This is a genomic window from Streptosporangium sp. NPDC050148, assembly GCF_055586505.1.
Window position 1 is genome coordinate 47,343 of sequence record NZ_JBVJIA010000001.1, and the last position, 18,504, is coordinate 65,846.

The window sequence follows — 18,504 nt, forward strand, 5'->3', positions numbered from 1 at the left end:
TAGGAATAGGTTCCTTGATACCGGCCGGTCGGTCAACGGGGATGTACCCGCGGGCGCGGGACGAGGTCGTCGGCCTCGTCCGGCGCGGGCTGGACGGCCCGGGCCCCGGCCGGGCACGACGACCCGTTCCGCCCATCGCCCGGAGGCATGAGATGACCGACGTCCAGCTCGCCCGTCAAGCCTGGCGGCGCCTGGAGCCCCTGCACGGGATGATCTACTTCGTTCCCGAGGCCACCGAGCGCTACGCCGCGCTCGGCGTGGAGGGGCGCGCCGGTTACTTCGCCTCCCGGTCGGCGGCCTTCGGCACCGCCTCCGCCGAGCTGGTCATCGCGACCTTCTACAACTTCCACCCCGGGCTCGTCCGGCGCCACATCCCGGCCGTCTGGCAGGTGACGACCCCGGAGAAGATCCTCGACGCCCGCCTGGAGGCCGCGGACGCGGCACTGCGCCGGGCCGGGATCCACGAGATCGACACCCTGGACGAGACCGCGGAGCTGGCCGCCCGCGCGGCGCGGCGGGCCTGCGACCATCCCCAGGGACGCCCGCTGTTCGCCGCGCACGCGACGCTGCCATGGCCGTCCGAGCCGCTGCTGAAGCTCTGGCACGCCCAGACGCTGCTGCGCGAGTTCCGCGGGGACGCCCACGTGGCGGCCCTGCTGACCGAGGGCGTCGGCCCGCTGGACGCGCTGGTCCTGCACGGCGCGACGGGCCAGATGCCCACGATCTTCCTCAAGTTCAGCCGCGAGTGGCCCGAGGAGGAGTGGGAGGCCGCCGCCGAGGGGCTGCGCGAGCGCGGCCTGATGGACGGCGAGGAGCTCACCGACGAGGGCAGGGCGCTCCGGCAGCGGATCGAGGACCGTACCGACGAGCTGGCGCTGCCCGCCTACGCCGTGCTCTCCGGCGAGGAACTGGCCCGCCTGGCCGAGCAGGCCCGCGTCTTCGGCCGGGCCGTGGTGGACGCGGGCCTGCTGACCTTCTCCGGCTGAGCCGGGCGGGACCGCGTCACTCCGGGGCGGCCGCCTCGGTTCGACGGCCGCCTCACTCCCGGACGGGTCACTCCCGGGCGGACGGGTCACCGACCTGGCCGAGGAAGAGCGGGGTCAGCGTCGGCCGGTGCACGATCGCGAACGCGAACGGACGGTCGGCGCGGACCTCGACGTCGGGCGGGGCCGGTGCCATCACCGGGAAGGCGAGACCGGTGACGGCGGCGGCCTCGGTCCCCCACTCGTCCACCGTGACGGTGGCGCGATGGACCGCCTGGGAGAGCGTGGCGCCGTCGACGATCCCGGAGTAGTCGGACCCGCGCAGCCCCAGCGCCCCGAGCGGCTCCGCGAGCTCCATGGTGGTGGAGAGGTCCCAGCGCGGCATGGCCAGCCGTACGGGCCGTTCCCGGAGGCCGGAGGCCACCTCGGCCAGCACCGCGGGGGAGAGCAGGCTCGCGGGGGTGGTGCCCGCGGCCGGCACGAGGACCCACATGGCCAGCTCGTCGCCGGCGTAACGCAGCTCCACGGCCTGCCAGCCCGATCCCGCCACGTACGGGACGGCGCCGTCGCGGCGCATCAGGGTGACGCGCACGGTCGTCCCGTCCGCGCGGGTGAAGGCGGCGTTCTCCTCGGGCGGGTCGGTGAACGGCGTCGCCCAGTCGGCCTTGAGGTAGAGCGCATTCGCGATGACCAGCTTGGTCCGCGGGTCCAGCCGGTCGAACACCTTCGTGATCCGCCCGGCCGTCCGTTCCTCGGCCCAGGCGTCGATGACCCCGGTGGCGTCCCCGGTGAAGTCCACCTGGTGCGCGCCCGTGCCGTACTGCTCGGCGAGCGTGCGCAGGAAGTCCGGCTTGACGCTCAGCCCCTCCTGGACGAACAGCCCGTCGGCGATGCCTACGACCGGGGGACGTGGCGTGCCGTCCTGGGCGTCCCGTTCCTCGTCCGGGTCGGGGACGGGGGGCGGGTCGTCGGTCGTGACGATCTGCCGGGTGAGTGCGTTGAGCGAGATGTGCGGCCCCTCGGAGGGGAAGCCGAAGACCCTGTCGAGCTCGTCGGCGGTGGCTCCGACGGCCCCGGCCCTCGCCATGCCGAACGCGTGGGCGATGCTCAGGGGCGACAGGACGACGTTGGGCCTTCCGGACGCGGCGGTCGTGAGCAGCGAGTGCCCGAAGGCCGTCAGGCCGCGTACGGTCTCCGCGACCGGGGGGTTCGTGGGGACCAGCCGCTTCACCCCCTTCGCGGTGATCAGGCTGGGCTTGGACATGGCGCATGCCGAGAGGGCGGCGACGGCCAGCAGTGCGGGTAACAGTCGGCGCATGCCTGTGCAACGTATGCGGCGGCCGGGTGGTTCACGCGTCCGGCGACGTATGCGGCGGCCGGGTGGTTCGCGTGTCCGGTGAGGTCGATGGCGGCCCGGTGGTTCACCTGGCCGGAGACGTCGCCGGTGTCCGGGTTCACGTGGCCGGAGACGTCGCCGGTGTCCGGGGGGTTCACCTGGCCGGGGACGTCAGCCGAACGCGGCGAAGGCGCCCGCGCCGATGAGGGCGACGGCCCAGGCGAGATCGAGGTTGAACCACGCCCTGCGCAGCACCGCCACCCCCAGCCGCTCGTAGACGAGCAGGGCCAGGACGGTGGTCGTGACCAGCATCGCCACCGTGTGCACCCCTGTCGCCAGCAGGCTCTGCGAGACCAGCGCGGCGGCACCGTGCTCGCCGTGGCCCCCGTGGACCCCGTGTCCCTCGTGCCCGGTCCCCGCGCCCAGGGTGACCGGGAGCACCATCAGGCCCGCGCCGTGGGCGGTGGCCATCAGGAACGACCACCCGGCGAGCTGCGGGCCGGTCACCTTCATGCCCACCCGGCGGGGATGATGCCGCCTCAGCAGCCGCCAGACGCCGAAACCGCACACCAGGGCCGCCACGCCGTACGAGACCGCCTTCGGCGGGGCGGCGAGCCGCGCGGCCGACACCAGTCCCAGCGTGACCAGCACCGAGGCGGCGTGACCGAGCACGATGGGCGGGAGCGCGCGCAGCACGCCCGCGCGCGAGCGCTCCTGCAGGCCGAGCGCGACCGCGAAGAGCCATCCCATGGCCGGGTTCAGGCCGTGGAAGGCGCCGAGCCCGGCCACGACGAGCAGGGGGGTCAGATCCATCGGACGCGCCTCACAGGGACGGGAAGACGGCCGGGACCGGTGACGGGCTCGGATGCGGCCGGGAGCGGACGGGACTCGGGGACGGGGAGGGACGGGGAGGGACGGGACAGCGGGACCCGGGGCGGGGGGAGGACGTGGTGAGGGTCAGGGGAAGCAGTAGGAGTCGGAGGAGGAGTCGCCGCCCTGCAGGCGGATCTGGTGCGCGCGACGGCCGTCCGCGGCGAAGTCGGTGAAGAAGGCCGGGTCGAGGGTGAGCGCGCCGTCGTCGGCGACGTCCACCTTCGCCATCCAGCCGGAGATGCCGTCGGGGTAGAAGACGTCGTCCCAGGAGCGGTAGAGCGAGTTGGTGAAATAGACCCGCCGTCCGTCCCTGCTGGCCTCGACCATCTGCGGGCCCCCGTTCAGTGCCCGGTCCGGGGCGGCCGGGTGGGCGTCGCGCCCGACGATCCCGCCGATCCTGACCGAACCGGTCTGCCGGGGGGCGAACGGGGCGGAGACGTCGTACGCCCTGAGCTCCCCGGTGCCCCAGGCCGAGACGAGCAGGATGCGGTCGTCGAGGGTCAGTGAGATGTCGCTGACCAGCGGCGGTACCGCGCCGAACTGCTTGAGCGGCTCCGGCAGCAGCTCGGGGTCGGCGGGTTCGGCCGGGATCGTGATCGTCTTGCGGGCCTTCCAGACACCGTCCTCCAGGTACCAGGTGAAGATGTTGGAGGACAGGTCCTCGACGTCGACCACCGTGTTGACGAACCCGTAGGTCCTGGTCGGGTCGTGCGCGGGCCGCAACTCCAGCGCCATCTGGTGGCGGTCGCCCAGGTCGATCTCCTGGAGGTGCCTGCGCCTGGTCAGGTCCCACACGTGCAGCCGGTGGCCGTACCCGCGGCCGGTGAGCAGCTCCAGCGACGGACCGGGCTCGATCTGGTTGGGGGTGGCCCACTCGCTGGTGATCATGGTGTCGTTTCCCAGGTGCCACCAGAAGTCGTAGTGCAGCCGTTGCGGCCCGCGGTCGGCCTCCCAGCGGCCCTGCGGTTCGAAGGTGTCGTGGTCGAGCGTGAAAACCCCGCCGGGCGCGTCGCCGTCCACGTTGCCGAGCGCGCTGACGTAGATGGCGTCGGTGCCGCAGTGCACGGTGTGGGGGCGGCTGTAACCGGTCTTCTTGAAGATCGTCTCCGGCTCGATCGTCTTGACGAGCTTGGGACGCCGGGGGTCGTCCTTGACGTCGAAGACGTAGATCCTGCTGGACCGGAGCCCCGGAAGGACCAGGTAACGCCTTTCCACGTGCGGGTGCGGCGCGTACGGGCACAGGGCCGCGCTGCACACGTTCCACCCGAAGTGATGGAGTTCGTCACCGGGGACGGACATGTCGTGCACATCGACGATCGAACCGTCGGAGAGGTCGATCGTGGCGAGCCCGTCGGGCCGTTCCTCGCCGGTCGTGTCCAACAGGGCGACGTAGGCCAGTCCCTCCCGAGGCGCCAGCATGGCCTCGCGGGCGGAGGGATAGAAGGTGGGGTCGGGTTGGATGAGCGGCACGGTGAACTCCTGACTCGAGGCCGGAACCGATACCCCACCAATGTTGTAGGAAAATGCGGTCCTGTCCAGGGGACATATCGGTACGACCATCGCGGGTTTCCGCTTCTCCCACCCGGCGCCGTCGGTTCGTGAAGCCGATGCGTGAAGCGGTGGATTTCGCGGGACGGTGTGCCGTGCGGGGCGACGACGTTTCGTGAGGTGAGGGCGTAAGGCGAAAAGGGGTGGACCGAAGGGGAAAGGGGGGCGTGCCGTTCCGGGGCGGTCCCCGGGACGGATCGCCGGGCTCGATCTTCGTCCGGATCTTCGGAGGCGGAGGCGGAGGCGGGGCGGGGGCGCGAAGAGGAACGAGCCCTGACGACACGGGGCGGAGAGCAAAGGGAGAGGTGCGGGGCGACGATGCCCCGCACCTCTCCGCTTTCACCCGGCCGTCACTCGCCTGCCCGATCGTTCCGGGGTTCTCCGGCGATGGAGGACCCCGGAACGATCCCTCGGCTCGTGACGCGCCGATCGGCCTGCTTCCATGAAGTTCCGGAAGAACCTCAGCAGATCTTCACCGGGGTGCAGATCCCCATGGCACCGATCCCCATGGAGCTACCGATCCCCATGGAGGCGCCCAGGACCGGGACGCCGATGACCGAGGTGCCGTACACCGGAGTCGCGACGACCTGGATGGGAGTCACGCGGACGGTGTCGACCGGACCGCTGACGGTCCCGGCTCCAGCCGGTCCCGCGGGTCCTTCTGGTCCGGCGGGTCCTTCAGGTCCGGCGGGTCCTTCAGGTCCGGCCGGTCCTTCAGGCCCGGCGGGGCCTTCCGGTCCCTCGGGTCCCTCCGGTCCGGGGAAGCCGTCCGCGCCTGCCGGTCCTGTGGGTCCTTCGGGTCCGGGAGGCCCTGCGGGACCCTCGGGGCCGGGAAGGCCGTCGGCTCCGGCGGGGCCGGGGAGGCCGTCTGCTCCTGCCGGTCCGGGAGGTCCGGCGGGACCCTCCGGTCCGGGAAGACCGTCAGCACCTGCCGGTCCGGGAGGCCCCGCGGGTCCCTCCGGTCCGGGAAGACCGGCGGGTCCGATGAGGCCGTCGGCTCCCGCGGGTCCGGGAGGCCCGGCAGGACCCTCCGGTCCGGGGAGACCGTCAGCACCTGCCGGGCCCGGGAGGCCGTCGGCTCCGGCCGGTCCCGCGGGTCCTTCGGGTCCGGGAGGCCCTGCGGGTCCCTCCGGTCCGGGAAGGCCATCGGCTCCCGCGGGTCCGGGAGGTCCGGCGGGACCCTCGGGGCCGGGAAGACCGTCAGCACCTGCCGGTCCGGGAGGTCCGGCGGGGCCCTCCGGTCCGGGGAGACCGTCGGCTCCTGCCGGGCCCGGGAGGCCGTCGGCTCCCGCGGGCCCGGGAGGCCCTGCGGGACCCTCGGGACCGGGAAGACCGTCAGCACCCGCGGGTCCTGCGGGACCCTCGGGGCCTGCGGGTCCTTCAGGTCCGGCAGGACCGGCGGGTCCCCTCGGACCGGCGGGCCCGCGGAGCCCGTCCGGAAGCTTGCACAGGAAGCTCGGCAGACCGAGCCACCTGCACAGCAGGATGTAGTTCCCGTCGGTCGCGGTCGGGCGCGCCGCCTTGTGAATGATCGTTCCGGTGGCCACGACATCGCTGACGCGGACTACCGGAGCCGCGCCGGTGACGCGCACCACCGGAGTCGCGCCGGTGACGCGAACCACCGGAGCCACCGGGACAAGATTCGTACAAACGGCGGTGAGCTGCAGAAGGCACGGGTCCGTAGTGCTCTTGGTGGAGCTGATTCCGCCATGGCGGGCCTGGGCCGAGGCGAGAAGCTGCGAATCGGCCGAAACTGGAACAGGGGAGTGCAGAAGAAGGACGGCCCCGGCGAGCGCGCCGCCCGCAAAGGTCCGTTGCATGAAAGTAGACACGTGCCTTCTCTCTCCCGCCTGTATTCATAGAAAACGCGACGCGGCCATTCTTGAGGCGTTCGGTGAACAGTGCGAGAAGTGCTGCTCGAATCCGGTGACGACACTAGGTGAACGGTGCACCTCGCTTTGCCGTACGAAAACATGAATCGCTACATAAATTACAATGGGCTCATTGTTTTAATGATGTCGCTAAGTGCATTAATTTCCCGCAAACCGGAATTAGGTTCATTGGTGTCGTCATCGGATGGGAGTGGTGATTTCCCGGTTCGAGGCGGCGGGCTCGGCCGGCGTGCGGAACGCTCTCCGGTAGGCCGAGGGGGAGGTGCGCATCGCCCGGGTGAAATGGTGACGAAAGGTCGCCGGGCTGTCGAAGCCCACGGCGGAGGCGATCTCCTCCACGGGCGCGGAGGTGGACTCCAACAGCGTCAGGCTGGCCGCGACCCGCTGGGAGATGACCCAGCGCAGCGGGCTCGTCCCGGTCTGCCGCTTGAAATGCCTGATGAACGTGCGCTGTGACACGCGCGCCACCTCCGCGAGGACGGCGATCGTGATGGGCTCGGCGAGGTGGTCCAGCGCCCAGGCCATCGCGGCCGTCACGGCGGCGCCCTCGCGTACCGGTGCGACCGCGGCCTGGATGAACTGGGCCTGCCCGCCCTCCCGGTGCGGAGGGATGACGAGCCTGCGGGCGACCTCGTTGGCCACGCCCGGCCCGTGGTCCTTGCGGACCAGGTGGATCAGCAGGTCCAGCCCGGCCGCGCTGCCCGCGCTGGTCAGCACGTCCTCACCGTCGACGTAGAGCACGTCCGGGTCCACCCTCACCCGGGGGAACCTCTGCTGGAGCAGACCGGCGTACCTCCAGTGCGTCGTCGCCTCCCTGTCGTCCAGCAGCCCGGCGGCGGCCAGCGCGAACGCTCCCGAGCAGATCGACACGACGCGCGCGCCCCGCTCGTGGGCCCGGCGCAGGGCCGCGACCACCCGCGGGGACACCTCGTCCCGGACGTCCGCCACCCCGGGGACGATCACGGTGCCGGCCTCGGCCAGTACGTCGAGACCGTGCTCCACCCGCATGGTGAATCCGCCCACGACCCGCAGGTCGGCGGGGCTCTCGGCGCAGACCGCCAGGTCGTACCAGGGCACGCGCAGTTCCGGGCGGGGGATGCCGAACACCTCGACCACGCAGCCCAGCTCGAACGGGCTCATGCCGTCGAAGGCGAGGACGGAGACACCGGGGCGCACGCGCCGCCGGGTGGGCGGTGGAAGCAGCATGGCGAAATATTAACGGTAACGGGCATTCACGCCACTGTTCGGGCAGGCCGCTCTCACGGCACCATTGCCTCATCCGGCGGATGACGCCCCGGATCGGGGACACCGGGTCCTCCGACCGAGCACCCGCGTCGCACGCCGCCGGACCGTCAGACGCCCGTCGAGATCGCTGTCGAGATCGCCGTCGGGAGTGTCGTCGAGCGCGTCGGCGCCATCGCCGGCGCCGCCGAGAAGCATCGCCGAGAACGTCGTCGAGGGACGTCGTCGAGAGGAACCACCCGGAAACGTCGCCGGACGGGTCCTTCCGGGCCGCCTGGGCGACACCGCACGAACCAGACACCATGAAAGGTCGCCGATGTCCGTCACCGCTTCCCCCTCCGCCCCGGCCGGGGCCGTCACCGCCGCGCCCGCCGTTTCCCCCGCCGCCTCCCCCTCGGCCGTCACCGCGGTGCCGGCCGCCGACAACCGCGCCGCGCTGGCGCACTTCGCCGCCCGGCTGGCGTTCGAGACCGACGCGGCCGACGTGGCCGCGGACCTGGCCGCGGGCGTCACCGACCTGGTCGTCGTCGACTCGCGCAGCACGGAGAGCTGGGAACAGGGCCACATCCCGGGTGCCGTCCACCTGCCCACCGCGCTGATCGCCGAGCACGGCGACTCCGTGGTCCCCGCGGGCGCGACCGTGGTGACCTACTGCTGGGGCCCCGGATGCAACGGTGCCACCCGGGCCGCGCTGGAGTTCGCCAAGCTGGGCCACCCGGTCAAGGAGATGCTGGGCGGTTTCGAGTACTGGGCCCGGGAGGGACAGCCCGTCGAGACGGCGCAGGGAGTGTCCAGCCGCCCGGCCGACGCCCTCACCTCGCCCGTCTCCGGCGTCTCCTGCGCCTGCTGACCGGTCCTGAGGCCAGGTCCTGCCGACCGGGCCCTCCGGGTCAGGGCCGCCCCAGGCTCCGGCCGTACGCGGCGGGGGACATGCCGACCACGGAGCCGAAGTCCCGGACGAAGTGCGACTGGTCGCTGTACCCCAGCTCGGCGGCCAGCCTCGGCCAGTCGGTGTCGGGCCCGGCCCGCTCGGCGGCCTCGTGGATGCGGTAGCGGCGGATCACCCACTTGGGGGAGACGCCCACGTAGTCGTTGAACAGCCGCTGCAGCCGCCGGACGCTCAGCCCGTGCAGGGCGGCGAGCCGGTCGACGCGGGTGATGCCGGGATCGTCCAGTACGCCCGCGACGAGCCGGGCCACCTCCTCGGCCACGGGGTCGCGGGGCGGCAGCCGGGCGAGCAGGAACTCCTCCACGACGCGTACGGCCTCCTCGTCACGGGCGGCCAGCACGGCCGGGACGATGGCGTCGGCGCCGGGACCGAAGATCTCGGAGACCGGCGTGAAGCGACCGGAGATCGTGGACAGGGGAGCGCCCAGGAAGGGGCGGAAACCCGCCGGGTGGAAACGGCTGCCGACGACGACCCCGCTGCCGGTCAGCACCTCCCGATGGTCACCGGTGACGACCCCCGCCACGCAGGAGCCGCGCTCCTGGAAGACGAGGTTCACCGACGAGTGGGACACGACCCGCTGCTCGTACGGTTCGTCCAGCCGCCAGCGGATGATCCAGTGATGCTCCACGAAGAAGGCCAGGTCGGGATGGCAGGCGTGGCGGGTGTAGCGGAACCGGGCCGCCTCGGCGTTCAGGATGCCCCGGGTGTCGGCGGGGACGCCCGCCGTGCCGGAGCGGTCCACGCCCGGGGCCTCGCCGGCCGCGTCCCGGGCGCCGGGCGGCGCCGTCCCGCCGGTTCCGGCTCCCCGTGGCGCGACCGGGGACATGGCCGGTGGCGCGACCAGGGACGCGACCGGTGGCGCTCCGGGACCGGCGTGCGCGCGCATGGTGCCGGAGTCTATGTCGCGTTTCTTCAATACGGGGGCACGCCGGTCGGCCACCATGGCCGTCATGAACGAGATCGAGATGCTGGAGAGCGCCACGGCCCGTACGGTCGCCCTGGCCCGTGGCGTCCGCGACGATCAGCTGTCCCTGCCCACCCCCTGCGAGGACTACGACGTGGGCGCCCTGCTGGACCACCTGTCCTGGGTGTCGGCGATGTTCGCCGCGCTGTCCCGCGGGGAGCGGCCCCCGCCGCAGGACTCCGATCGCGACGCCTTCGCGACCCGGGCCGCCGACATGCTCGCCGCCTGGTCCGAACCCGGTGCCACGGAGGGGGTCAGCGCCGGCATGGGCCTGCCGATGAGCGTGGTGCTCCGGATGGCGCTGAACGACATGGTGATGCACGGCTGGGACCTGGCCAGGGCCACCGGCCGGGAGTTCACCGTGGACGCCGGGACAGGGGAGCTGCTGGCCGCGTTCGTCGCGCAGATGGCGCCGCAGGGACGGCCCAGGGGTGTCTTCGGCGAGGAGGTGCCCGTACCGGCGGACGCCTCGCCGTTCGAACGGGCGCTCGGGCTCGCCGGGCGGGACCCGGGCTGGAAACCCTGATCACGCGTCGAACACGGTTTGCGCTCGCTTGGGTCAAGCGATCGGCCGATGTTCGCGAGAGGTCGTCGTAGGGGGTGACACGCATCCCTAGGAGGCGACATGACGTACCGGTACCGCCCGCTCGCCACTGCCCTCGCCGTGCTCGCCCTGCTGTCGGCCGCCGCCTGTGGCGGAGGGTCGGAGCAGGGATCCGTACCGATGCCCGCGTCGGGCCGGTCGGGACCGTCGGAGATCGCCCCGCCGCGCGGCGGCGACGACCGCGCGGCGTCCCGGGGCCGGGCCACGACCCGCGCGGGGGAGGCCGAAGAGCCCGCCGACACCGACAGCGCCGAGACCTCCGAGAGCGCCGAGAGCTCGGCCGCACCCGAGGCCGAGCGGAGCCACGACACCGCGGCCGAGCAGATCTCCACCTTCTCCCTCGACGTGGACACCGCCTCCTACGGCTACAGCAGGAGGCTCCTGGGCGAGGGCAGGTGGCCGGAAGCGGGCCAGGTCCGGCCCGAGGAGTTCGTCAACTCCTTCGCGCAGGACTACGCCGAGCCCGAGGACGACGGCTTCACCGTGCACATGGACGGCGCGCGCACGCCGGGGAACGGCACCGCCCTGCTCCGCGTCGGCCTGCAGACCCGCGGGACCGACGCGGAGTCCCGCAGGCCCGCGAACCTGACCTTCGTGGTGGACGTGTCGGGCTCCATGGGCGAGCCAGGCAGGCTCGACCTGGTCAGGGAGGCCCTGCACCGGCTCGTCGACCAGCTCGGGCCCGGTGACCGGGTCTCGGTCGTCGCCTTCAGCGAAGCGGCGGAGGTCGTCCTCCCGATGACCCCGGCGACCGAGAAGGACCGGCTGCACGCCGCCGTCGAGCGCCTGGCCGTGCAGCAGTCGACCAACCTGGAGGCGGGACTGACCCAGGGGTACGACGAGGCCGCGGCGAGCTTCCGGCCGGCCGCGGTCAACCGGGTCGTCCTGCTCTCCGACGGCCTGGCCAACACCGGCGACACCACCTGGCAGGGCATCCTCGACCGGGTCGCCGAGGCCGCGGGCAAGAAGATCACCCTGCTCTGCGTCGGCGTCGGCCGCGACTACGGCGACGAGCTGATGGAACAGCTCGCCGACAACGGCGACGGCGCCGCCGTCTACGTCGGCTCCGCCGACGACGCGCGCAAGGTCTTCGTCGAGCAGCTGGCCACCAACCTCGACCTGCGGGCCCGGGACGCCAAGGCGCAGGTCGTGTTCAACCCCTCGGCCGTGACGTCGTACCGCCTGATCGGTTACGAGAACCGGCGGATCGCGGCCGGGGACTTCCGTGACGACGCCAAGGACGGCGGCGAGATCGGCCCCGGTCACTCGGTGACCGCCCTGTACGAGGTGCGGCTGCGCGACGGGGCGTCGGGCCAGCTGGCCACCGCCACCGTGCGCTGGCAGGACCCCGACACCCGCGCTCCGGCCGAGGCGTCCCGCTCGCTGGGCGCGAGGGACCTGGCGGCGTCGCTCTGGCAGGGCGCGGCGCCGAGGTTCCAGGTGGACGTGGTCGCCGCCGGTTTCGCCGAGTACCTGCGCGCCCGCGAGAGGATCGCGGGGGTGGCGCCCGCCGACCTGGTCTCCCACGCCACCCGCCTGGCCGCCTCGACCGAGGACCCGGCGGTGACCGAGCTCGCCGGCCTGATCAAGCAGGCCGTCGCGCTGGACTGACGGGAGCGCCCGGGGCCCGCGCCTTGACCGTGTTCCGGCGACCGTGCTCCGGGAGCCGTGCTCCGGCGGTCGTGCGTCGACGAGCGTGCCCCGGGAGCCGCGTACCGGCGCCCGCGTCCCGGGGTCACCGGGCCCTCGCGTCCCCGGGCCCTCGCGTCCCCGGGCCGCCGCGTGATCGTGGTTACAGGGTGCGCGATGGTTTCCTATACACTGGCGTCGTCGCCGGGCCGGTTCCGGGGACACCCGGACGCCCGGCGTCCGAGGGGCTATGGCGCAGCTGGTAGCGCGCCTCCATGGCATGGAGGAGGTCTGGGGTTCGAATCCCCATAGCTCCACGTCGAGCCGTTCTCGCAGCGGCCCGAAGGCAGTTCACGAGATCCCGTCCGATCACCTCGATCGGGCGGGATCTCGTCGTTTCAGCGGGCGCGCTCGACCCGGCCCTCGTGCCAGACCGGTTCGGCGCTCTCGTACACGGTCCCGTCGGAACCGAAGATCAGGAACCGGTCGAGGTCGGCGGCGAACCAGCGGTCGTGGGTGACGGCCAGCACGGTGCCGGAGAAGGAGGCCAGACCCTGCTGCAGGGCCTCGGCACTGGCCAGGTCCAGGTTGTCGGTGGGCTCGTCGAGCAGCAGCAGGGTGGCGCCGGACAGCTCCAGCAACAGGATCTGCAACCGGGCCTGCTGGCCGCCGGACAGGGTCTCGAACCGCTGGCCCGCCGCGGGGGCGAGCTCGTAGCGGGCCAGGGCGGCCATCGCCTCGTTCAGGGTGAGCGCGTGGCCGGTCGTGACCAGCTCGGCCGGGGTGCGGCCGTGCAGGTCCGGCCGCGCGTGGGTCTGCACGAACCGGCCGGGTGTCACCCGCGCTCCCAGCCGGACCGAACCACGGTGCGGCACCGCGGGCACCGCGCCGTCGGCGGCCTGTTCCAGCAGGTGCAGGAAGGTGCTCTTGCCAGAGCCGTTGGAGCCGAGCACCCCGATCCGCTCGCCGTACCAGATCTCGGTGCCGAACGGGCGCATCAGGCCGGTGAGCTCCAGGTCCTCGCAGACGACGGCGCGTTTGCCGGTACGTCCGCCGCGCAGCCGGATCCGCACGTTCTGCGTCCTGGGCGGGCGCTGCGGCGGGCCGGCCTCCTCGAAGCGGCCGAGCCTGGTGCGCGCGGCCCGGTAGGCCGACGCCAGCGCGTCGTTGTTCGCCGCGGTCTGCTGCAGGGTGCGGGTCAGCCTCCTGAGCCTGGCGTGTTCCTCGTCCCACCGGCGGCGCCGCTCCTCCAGCCGGTCGATGCGCTCCTGGCGTGCGGTGGCGTAGGTGGCGAAGCCTCCGCCGTGGATCCAGACGCCGCGGTCCTCCACGGTCACGATCCGGTCGGCGGCCTCGGCCAGGAGCCTGCGGTCGTGGGAGACCAGCAGCACGGTCTTGTCCGTGGCCCGCAGCCGCCCTTCCAGCCACTCCTTGCCGGGTACGTCCAGGTAGTTGTCAGGTTCGTCCAGCAGCAGGACCTCGTCCGGGCCGCGCAGCAGGGCCTCCAGGACGAGGCGTTTCTGCTCGCCTCCCGACAGGGAGGCCACCGGGCGGTCCCGTATCGCGTCGTAGGACACGCCCATGGACTCGGTGGCGCAGACGTCCCAGACGACCTCCATGTCATAGCCGCCGGCGTCGACGTGGTCGGCGACGGCCTGCGCGTACGCCAGCTGCGTCGCCTCGTCGTCGTCGTCGTCGGCGGCGGCGGCGGCGGCCAGCGCCGCCTCCGCCCGCGCCAGGGCCGCGGCCGACGCCCGGATCCGGTCCGGTGCCACCGACAGCAGCAGGTCGTGCACGCTCCGGCCGTCGCGGATGCCGCCGATGAACTGCCGCATCACCCCCAGCCCTCCGGAGGAGACCACGCGGCCGTCGTCCGGCCGCAGGTCCCCGGCGATCAGCCGCAGCAGGGTGGTCTTGCCCGCGCCGTTCGGCCCCACCAGGGCGGCCTTGACCCCCTCCCCGACCCGGAACGACACCTCGTGCAGAAGCAGCCGCCCGTCCGGCAGCACACAGGTCAGCCGGTCGACCTCGACGTGTCCCGCCACGGCTCCTCCTTCACGCGAACTCCGGTCCCTCATGGCTTCTGGATCGTTGTTCCAGTGACCGGACCAATGATCCGGTGTTCGATCGTCATACTAGACTCGTTCCCGTGGACACGAGCAAGACCGAGACGGGGAAACGCCGACCGGCAGCCGCGGGAGAGGTGTGGCTGCGGCCGCCCGCGCGACGGGGACGCGACGCCCCGCCGCTCAGCAGGGAGCGGATCGTCGAGGAGGCGGTGGCCCTCCTGGACGCCGAAGGCGCCGACCGGCTGACCATGCGGCGCCTGGCCGAACGGCTCGGCACCGGCTCCACCACGCTGTACTGGCATGTCAGGACCAAGGACGACGTCCTCGACCTCGCCCTGGACGCGATCTTCGCCGAGGTCGAGATCCCGTCGGGGAGCGGCCGGGGGTGGCGCGCCGACATCACCGCGCTGCTCGGCGGATGGCGCGCGGTCCTGCTGAGGCATCCCTGGTCGGCGGCACTGCTGAGCCGTCCGATGCTCGGCCCGAACGTGCTGGCCCGCAGCGAGTTCCTGTACGCGACCCTCCTGGAGGCCGGGGTCACCGAACCCCGGCTCACCGCCGCGGCGTACGGGCTGTCCAACTACGTCATCGGCTCCGGGCTGATGCAGGCCACCTGGCCGGCCGACACCGGGCAGGACGTGCGCGGGGCCGCCCGGGAACACCTGCGCGACAACCGGGAGCGGTACCCGGCCCTCGCCGCCCACGGCCCCCTCGTCGTGGAGGGCGACTGGGACACCGGCTTCGCCCTCGCCCTGAACTGGCTTCTGGACGGCATCCAGGCGGGCATCACCGGGGCCGACGGCGCCGGCAGCGACGACAATGCCGACGGTGCCGACGGTGCCGACGGCGACGACGGTGCCGACGGCGACGACGGTGCCGACAATGCCGACGGCGGCGACGGTGTCACGCGAGCCTGAAGCGGCCGCGTCACCGGGAGCGGGTCATGGGGACGGCCGTCGCCCCGGGCCGGGACCCGCCCGTGAGCACCGCGCCCCCGGCGTCCCCGGCGTCCCCGGCGTCCCCGGCGTCCCCGGCATCCCGGGCGTCCTGGGCTTTCTGGGCGTCCCGGATGTCATGGGCGGCTCCCGTCACGGCCGGAGCGCCGTGACGGTCACCGTGGTCGTGGCGGGCTCCCGTCGCCCTCCGGATGGGGCCGGTCGCCGGTGGGCGTCCCGTGGGCCGGTCGCGAGGCCGATGCCCCCTCCCGGTAGCGGGCAGTCCACCGGCGGGTGAGCTCGTCGGCCTGACGCCGGTGCCGTGCCGTGACCGTCCGGTCCGCGGGCACGTCGAGCCCGAGGAATCCCAGAAGGTCCCGGGTGCTCCCCTCCAGGTCACGGGCGAGGTCCTCGTACCGCATCCGGTACGGCCGGATCCCGCGGGCGGCGAACCACGTCTCCCAGGCCGCGTTGTGCTCCCCGATCGTCCGGACGAGACGGTCGATCCCGTCGCGGTCGAAGACGGGAGGCCGCCCGTCACCGGTGGCGGCGCCGCTGATCTCCCCGTTCCCGCCGACGAACCAGACGCCGGTCTGTTCCGCGCGCAGCCACGACACGGCCTGCGCCACCACGTCGTCACGCCGCAGGAGGACGAAGCGCGTCCGGCCGAACACCCGGTCCAGCAGGGCCGCGTCGTCGCCCGCGAGATCGGGGTGCACCGCTCCCAGCCGGGCGACGACGTGCTCGACGGTCCCCCACATGAGCTTCGCGCCGAACACGCCGTTCCCGCCGCGGCCGGTGGCCAGTGCCGCCCGGACGTAGTCGGCGTAGTCGAAGCCGCCCCGCGCGGTACGCGGAATCCGCCACCGGTCGGCCCACAGCGGTTCGTCGGGCTCACGGAAGTAGGCCTGCGGCCGGCCGGCGACGCCGGTCGACTCCAGCAGGCCCAGAAGGAGTGAGCTCCCCGTCCGCGGGGTGGCACAGACGAAGTACGAATCGATCCGCGCGGAGGCCTCCTGCGATCCGGTCACGACGACACGGTAGGGCCGTGGTGACCGGGCCGCGCAACCGCTTTTCCGGCCGGGCCCGGACCGGCTCCCCGGCCGAACCTTCCGGGCGAGCCCCGGCCGGCTCTCCGAACGAGCCCCGGCCCCGCCCTCCGGCCGACCCCCCGGCCGGGCCTCCCCGGCCGGACCCCGGTCGGGTCCGGCTCAGCCGAGTTCGTAGTCCAGGTGGAAGGAGTGGGCGCCGTCGTCGTTGACGATCTGGCCGCCACCGCGGATGCCGGTCAGCTCACCGGTCCCCGAGTCGGGCAGGATCGTCCAGCTCAGCCCGGTGTCCTCGCCCTCGGCGGAGGCCGTGTGGTGCAGCACGAAGGTGCCCTTGCGGCCGTGCACGGTCCCGGTGAAGCGCTCGAAGCCCGCGTACGCCGCGGACGTCTCGACCTGGGCCACCGCGGTGATGATGTCGGTCGTGCTGGTACCGGTCATGTCGCCGTCGAAGGTCTTGGTGAGGTGGACGCGGGTGAGCGTGGCCCCGTCGGCCTCGTCGTAGGGCTCGGGCTCCCAGCTGTCGATGGTGAAGGTTCCGGCGGCACGCGGCATAGGGGACTCCCAAGAGGAACGTCGTCTGTCCTCACCAGCATGACGCCCGTACCTGTCAGCTGATGTCAGGTACGGCACCTCCGCGTCAGGAGCGGCTCCAGCGGTCCATGTTCCAGGTGACGGTCGACTGCGCCGGGTTCGGGACGACGTTCCTGAGCGTCTCGTCCCACGCGCTGAGCCCCGGGTGCTGGAAGAGCGGGATGGTGGCCAGGTCGCTCCAGAGCCGCTTCTCGATCTCGCCGATGATCGGGTTCTGGGCGCCCAGGTCCACCGTGGAGTTCAGCCTCGCGATGAGACGGTCGACCCGCTGGCTGGAGTAGCAGCCGTTGTTGTTGCCCTTGTTGCGGGCGTCGCACTTCTCCGGTGAGGTGAAGTTGGAGGCCCAGCCGCTGACCAGCGACGATCCCGACCAGGCGAACAGCGCCACGTCGTAGCCGTTGGTCGGCATGACCGTGCCGAGGAAGTCCTCGGACCCCTTGTCGACGACCTTGAACCCGGCCTTGTTGCAGGAGTCGATGATGAGCTGCACCGCCGCGGTACGGCGCGGGTTCGGGGTCTGGTAGCCGATGCTCACCTCCAGCCCGATCTTCCCCGCCCGCCTCAGCAGCGCCCTGGCGCCCGCTATGTCCTGCCGCGTGTACGCGTCCGCGCTGCCGCTGGCCGCGACGACCTCGGCACTGTTGGCCTGGAAGGGGGCGACGGTACGGACCTGCAGCGGCACGGCCGCGGGCGCGACCGGCTTGACCAGCTGGTCGACGATGCGCTGGCGGGGCACGCACCGGGCGAACGCCTCGCGCAGCCGGGCGTCCCGGAACGGGCTGGAGTCGAAGTTGAAGTCCAGGTGCTCGTAGGTGTAGCGGTCGAAGACGCTGACCCGCACGCCGCTCAGGGACTGCAGCTGCTGCAGCACGTCCGGCCCCGGCTGCGGCTCGACGATCTGGACCTCGCGGTTCTGCAGCGCCTGGGCCTGCTCGTCGAGGGTGATGAAGCGCTCGACGATCGTCGGGGTGGCGGCCGGGGTGCCCCACCACCGGTCGTTGGCGACCAGGGTCAGCCGCTGCCCGGCGTCCAGCTTCGAGAGCTTGTACGGGCCGGAGGAGGGGATCAGCTCGGCGTCGGGCAGCCTGCCGTCGGAGACCCAGCCGTCGTTGAAGAACCTGATGCCCTTCTCGAGCCTGCCCGCGTCGGTGTCCCTGACCGCCGCGATGAACTCCTCCTCCGACAGGCCGTCCCGGGCGGCGACCACGTGGGCCGGCAGCATCTCGGTCGCGCCGGGACCGCCCGCCACCCAGTCCGCGAACGGCTTGTCGTAGACCAGGTCGAACGTCCTGCCGCCGGCGCGGCAGTCGGGGACCCGGGTGTCCTGGACGCCGTTGGTGTCGGCGGAGGCGAATCCCCTGACCTTGCCGGACCGGAACGCCCACCACAGCATGACGTCGTCGCAGTCGATCGGGGTGCCGTCCGACCAGACGGCCCTGTCGTCGATGGTGTACCGGACCGTGAGCGGGTCGTCGGAGATCTTCCGGTAGTTCCCGAAGTCCCGGTCGGGGGTGATCGCGCCCCTGTCGCCGTAGAACCAGAAACCGGTCAGCACCCGCTGCAGCGGGGCGAAGTTGCGGGTGGCGTTCTCCGCGGTGGTGTTGTTGTTGTACGAGTGGAACTCCTGCTCGTACGCGTAGGTGATGGTCTCGACCGGGGGGGCCTGCTCCGGGCCGGAGCTCGCCGGGGTCCGCTCCGGGTCCGGGTCCGGGCCGGCGCAGGCGCCCAGCAGGAGCGCGGCGCCCGCCAGCAGCACCGGCACCCCGCCGGGCCTTCGTGCGTGGAACACGGCACCACCCCTTCGATCAGCGGATCTCCGGTCGCCCCCGTGCCGGTC

At 72.6% G+C, this 18,504-nt stretch carries 15 protein-coding genes and 1 tRNA gene; 6 read left to right on the top strand and 10 right to left on the bottom strand.

Annotation, left to right across the window (positions count from 1 at the left end; genetic code table 11):
• Positions 1–152: 152 nt before the first annotated feature.
• Positions 153–986: an SCO6745 family protein gene (locus tag ACZ6RT_RS00240; protein WP_470151508.1), complete on the top strand. Its 834-nt coding sequence runs from the start codon at positions 153–155 to the stop codon at positions 984–986.
• Between the two features lie 67 nt (positions 987–1,053).
• On the opposite strand, the gene ACZ6RT_RS00245 is transcribed toward ACZ6RT_RS00240, so the two are convergent.
• The 5 genes from ACZ6RT_RS00245 to ACZ6RT_RS00265 form a co-directional block, all read right to left on the bottom strand.
• Positions 1,054–2,301, bottom strand: a complete 1,248-nt coding sequence (locus ACZ6RT_RS00245; protein WP_470151510.1) for a serpin family protein — start codon at positions 2,299–2,301, stop codon at positions 1,054–1,056.
• A gap of 189 nt (positions 2,302–2,490) precedes the next feature.
• On the bottom strand, positions 2,491–3,132 hold the full coding sequence (locus tag ACZ6RT_RS00250) for a hypothetical protein (RefSeq protein ID WP_399187097.1): 642 nt from the start codon (positions 3,130–3,132) through the stop codon (positions 2,491–2,493).
• Between the two features lie 144 nt (positions 3,133–3,276).
• On the bottom strand, positions 3,277–4,662 hold the full coding sequence (locus tag ACZ6RT_RS00255; RefSeq protein WP_470151512.1) for a selenium-binding protein SBP56-related protein: 1,386 nt from the start codon (positions 4,660–4,662) through the stop codon (positions 3,277–3,279).
• Positions 4,663–5,201: 539 nt separating this feature from the next.
• A complete protein-coding gene (locus tag ACZ6RT_RS00260) occupies positions 5,202–5,342 on the bottom strand; it encodes a hypothetical protein (protein WP_344895932.1) in 141 nt (46 codons plus the stop codon).
• A gap of 1,467 nt (positions 5,343–6,809) precedes the next feature.
• A complete protein-coding gene (locus tag ACZ6RT_RS00265) occupies positions 6,810–7,838 on the bottom strand; it encodes a helix-turn-helix domain-containing protein (protein ID WP_470151514.1) in 1,029 nt (342 codons plus the stop codon).
• Between the two features lie 352 nt (positions 7,839–8,190).
• Between ACZ6RT_RS00265 and ACZ6RT_RS00270 the strand changes: the two genes are divergently transcribed.
• A complete protein-coding gene (locus tag ACZ6RT_RS00270; RefSeq protein WP_470151515.1) occupies positions 8,191–8,724 on the top strand; it encodes a rhodanese-like domain-containing protein in 534 nt (177 codons plus the stop codon).
• Between the two features lie 40 nt (positions 8,725–8,764).
• Here the strand turns inward: ACZ6RT_RS00270 and ACZ6RT_RS00275 are convergent, their stop codons facing one another.
• Positions 8,765–9,805 (bottom strand): helix-turn-helix domain-containing protein, encoded by a 1,041-nt coding sequence (locus ACZ6RT_RS00275; protein ID WP_470151517.1) that lies wholly within the window; start codon positions 9,803–9,805, stop codon positions 8,765–8,767.
• Here ACZ6RT_RS00275 and ACZ6RT_RS00280 point away from each other — a divergent pair.
• The 3 genes from ACZ6RT_RS00280 to ACZ6RT_RS00290 all read left to right on the top strand — a co-directional run bounded on the left by ACZ6RT_RS00280 (position 9,774) and on the right by ACZ6RT_RS00290 (position 12,337).
• Positions 9,774–10,313, top strand: a complete 540-nt coding sequence (locus tag ACZ6RT_RS00280) for a TIGR03086 family metal-binding protein (protein ID WP_470151518.1) — start codon at positions 9,774–9,776, stop codon at positions 10,311–10,313. The two genes, ACZ6RT_RS00275 and ACZ6RT_RS00280, sit on opposite strands and share 32 nt — an antisense overlap.
• Before the next feature lie 99 nt (positions 10,314–10,412).
• Positions 10,413–12,002: a vWA domain-containing protein gene (locus tag ACZ6RT_RS00285; RefSeq protein WP_470151519.1), complete on the top strand. Its 1,590-nt coding sequence runs from the start codon at positions 10,413–10,415 to the stop codon at positions 12,000–12,002.
• 262 nt (positions 12,003–12,264) lie between these two features.
• Positions 12,265–12,337: transfer RNA gene (locus tag ACZ6RT_RS00290), tRNA-Ala, on the top strand.
• An 81-nt stretch (positions 12,338–12,418) separates the two neighbouring features.
• Here ACZ6RT_RS00290 and ACZ6RT_RS00295 read toward each other — a convergent pair.
• Positions 12,419–14,065: an ATP-binding cassette domain-containing protein gene (locus ACZ6RT_RS00295; protein WP_470151521.1), complete on the bottom strand. Its 1,647-nt coding sequence runs from the start codon at positions 14,063–14,065 to the stop codon at positions 12,419–12,421.
• Between the two features lie 104 nt (positions 14,066–14,169).
• Between ACZ6RT_RS00295 and ACZ6RT_RS00300 the strand changes: the two genes are divergently transcribed.
• The gene (locus ACZ6RT_RS00300; protein ID WP_470151524.1) at positions 14,170–15,006 is read left to right on the top strand and encodes a TetR/AcrR family transcriptional regulator; all 837 of its coding nucleotides are present in this window, start codon (positions 14,170–14,172) and stop codon (positions 15,004–15,006) included.
• A gap of 194 nt (positions 15,007–15,200) precedes the next feature.
• Here the strand turns inward: ACZ6RT_RS00300 and ACZ6RT_RS00305 are convergent, their stop codons facing one another.
• From ACZ6RT_RS00305 to ACZ6RT_RS00315, 3 genes are all read right to left on the bottom strand, one after another.
• Entirely contained in the window at positions 15,201–16,055 is an 855-nt protein-coding gene (locus tag ACZ6RT_RS00305) for a Stf0 family sulfotransferase (protein WP_470151526.1), read from the bottom strand.
• A gap of 180 nt (positions 16,056–16,235) precedes the next feature.
• On the bottom strand, positions 16,236–16,628 hold the full coding sequence (locus tag ACZ6RT_RS00310) for a DUF3224 domain-containing protein (protein WP_470151528.1): 393 nt from the start codon (positions 16,626–16,628) through the stop codon (positions 16,236–16,238).
• A gap of 85 nt (positions 16,629–16,713) precedes the next feature.
• Positions 16,714–18,456 (bottom strand): ABC transporter family substrate-binding protein, encoded by a 1,743-nt coding sequence (locus tag ACZ6RT_RS00315; RefSeq protein WP_399187085.1) that lies wholly within the window; start codon positions 18,454–18,456, stop codon positions 16,714–16,716.
• Positions 18,457–18,504 lie beyond the last annotated feature (48 nt).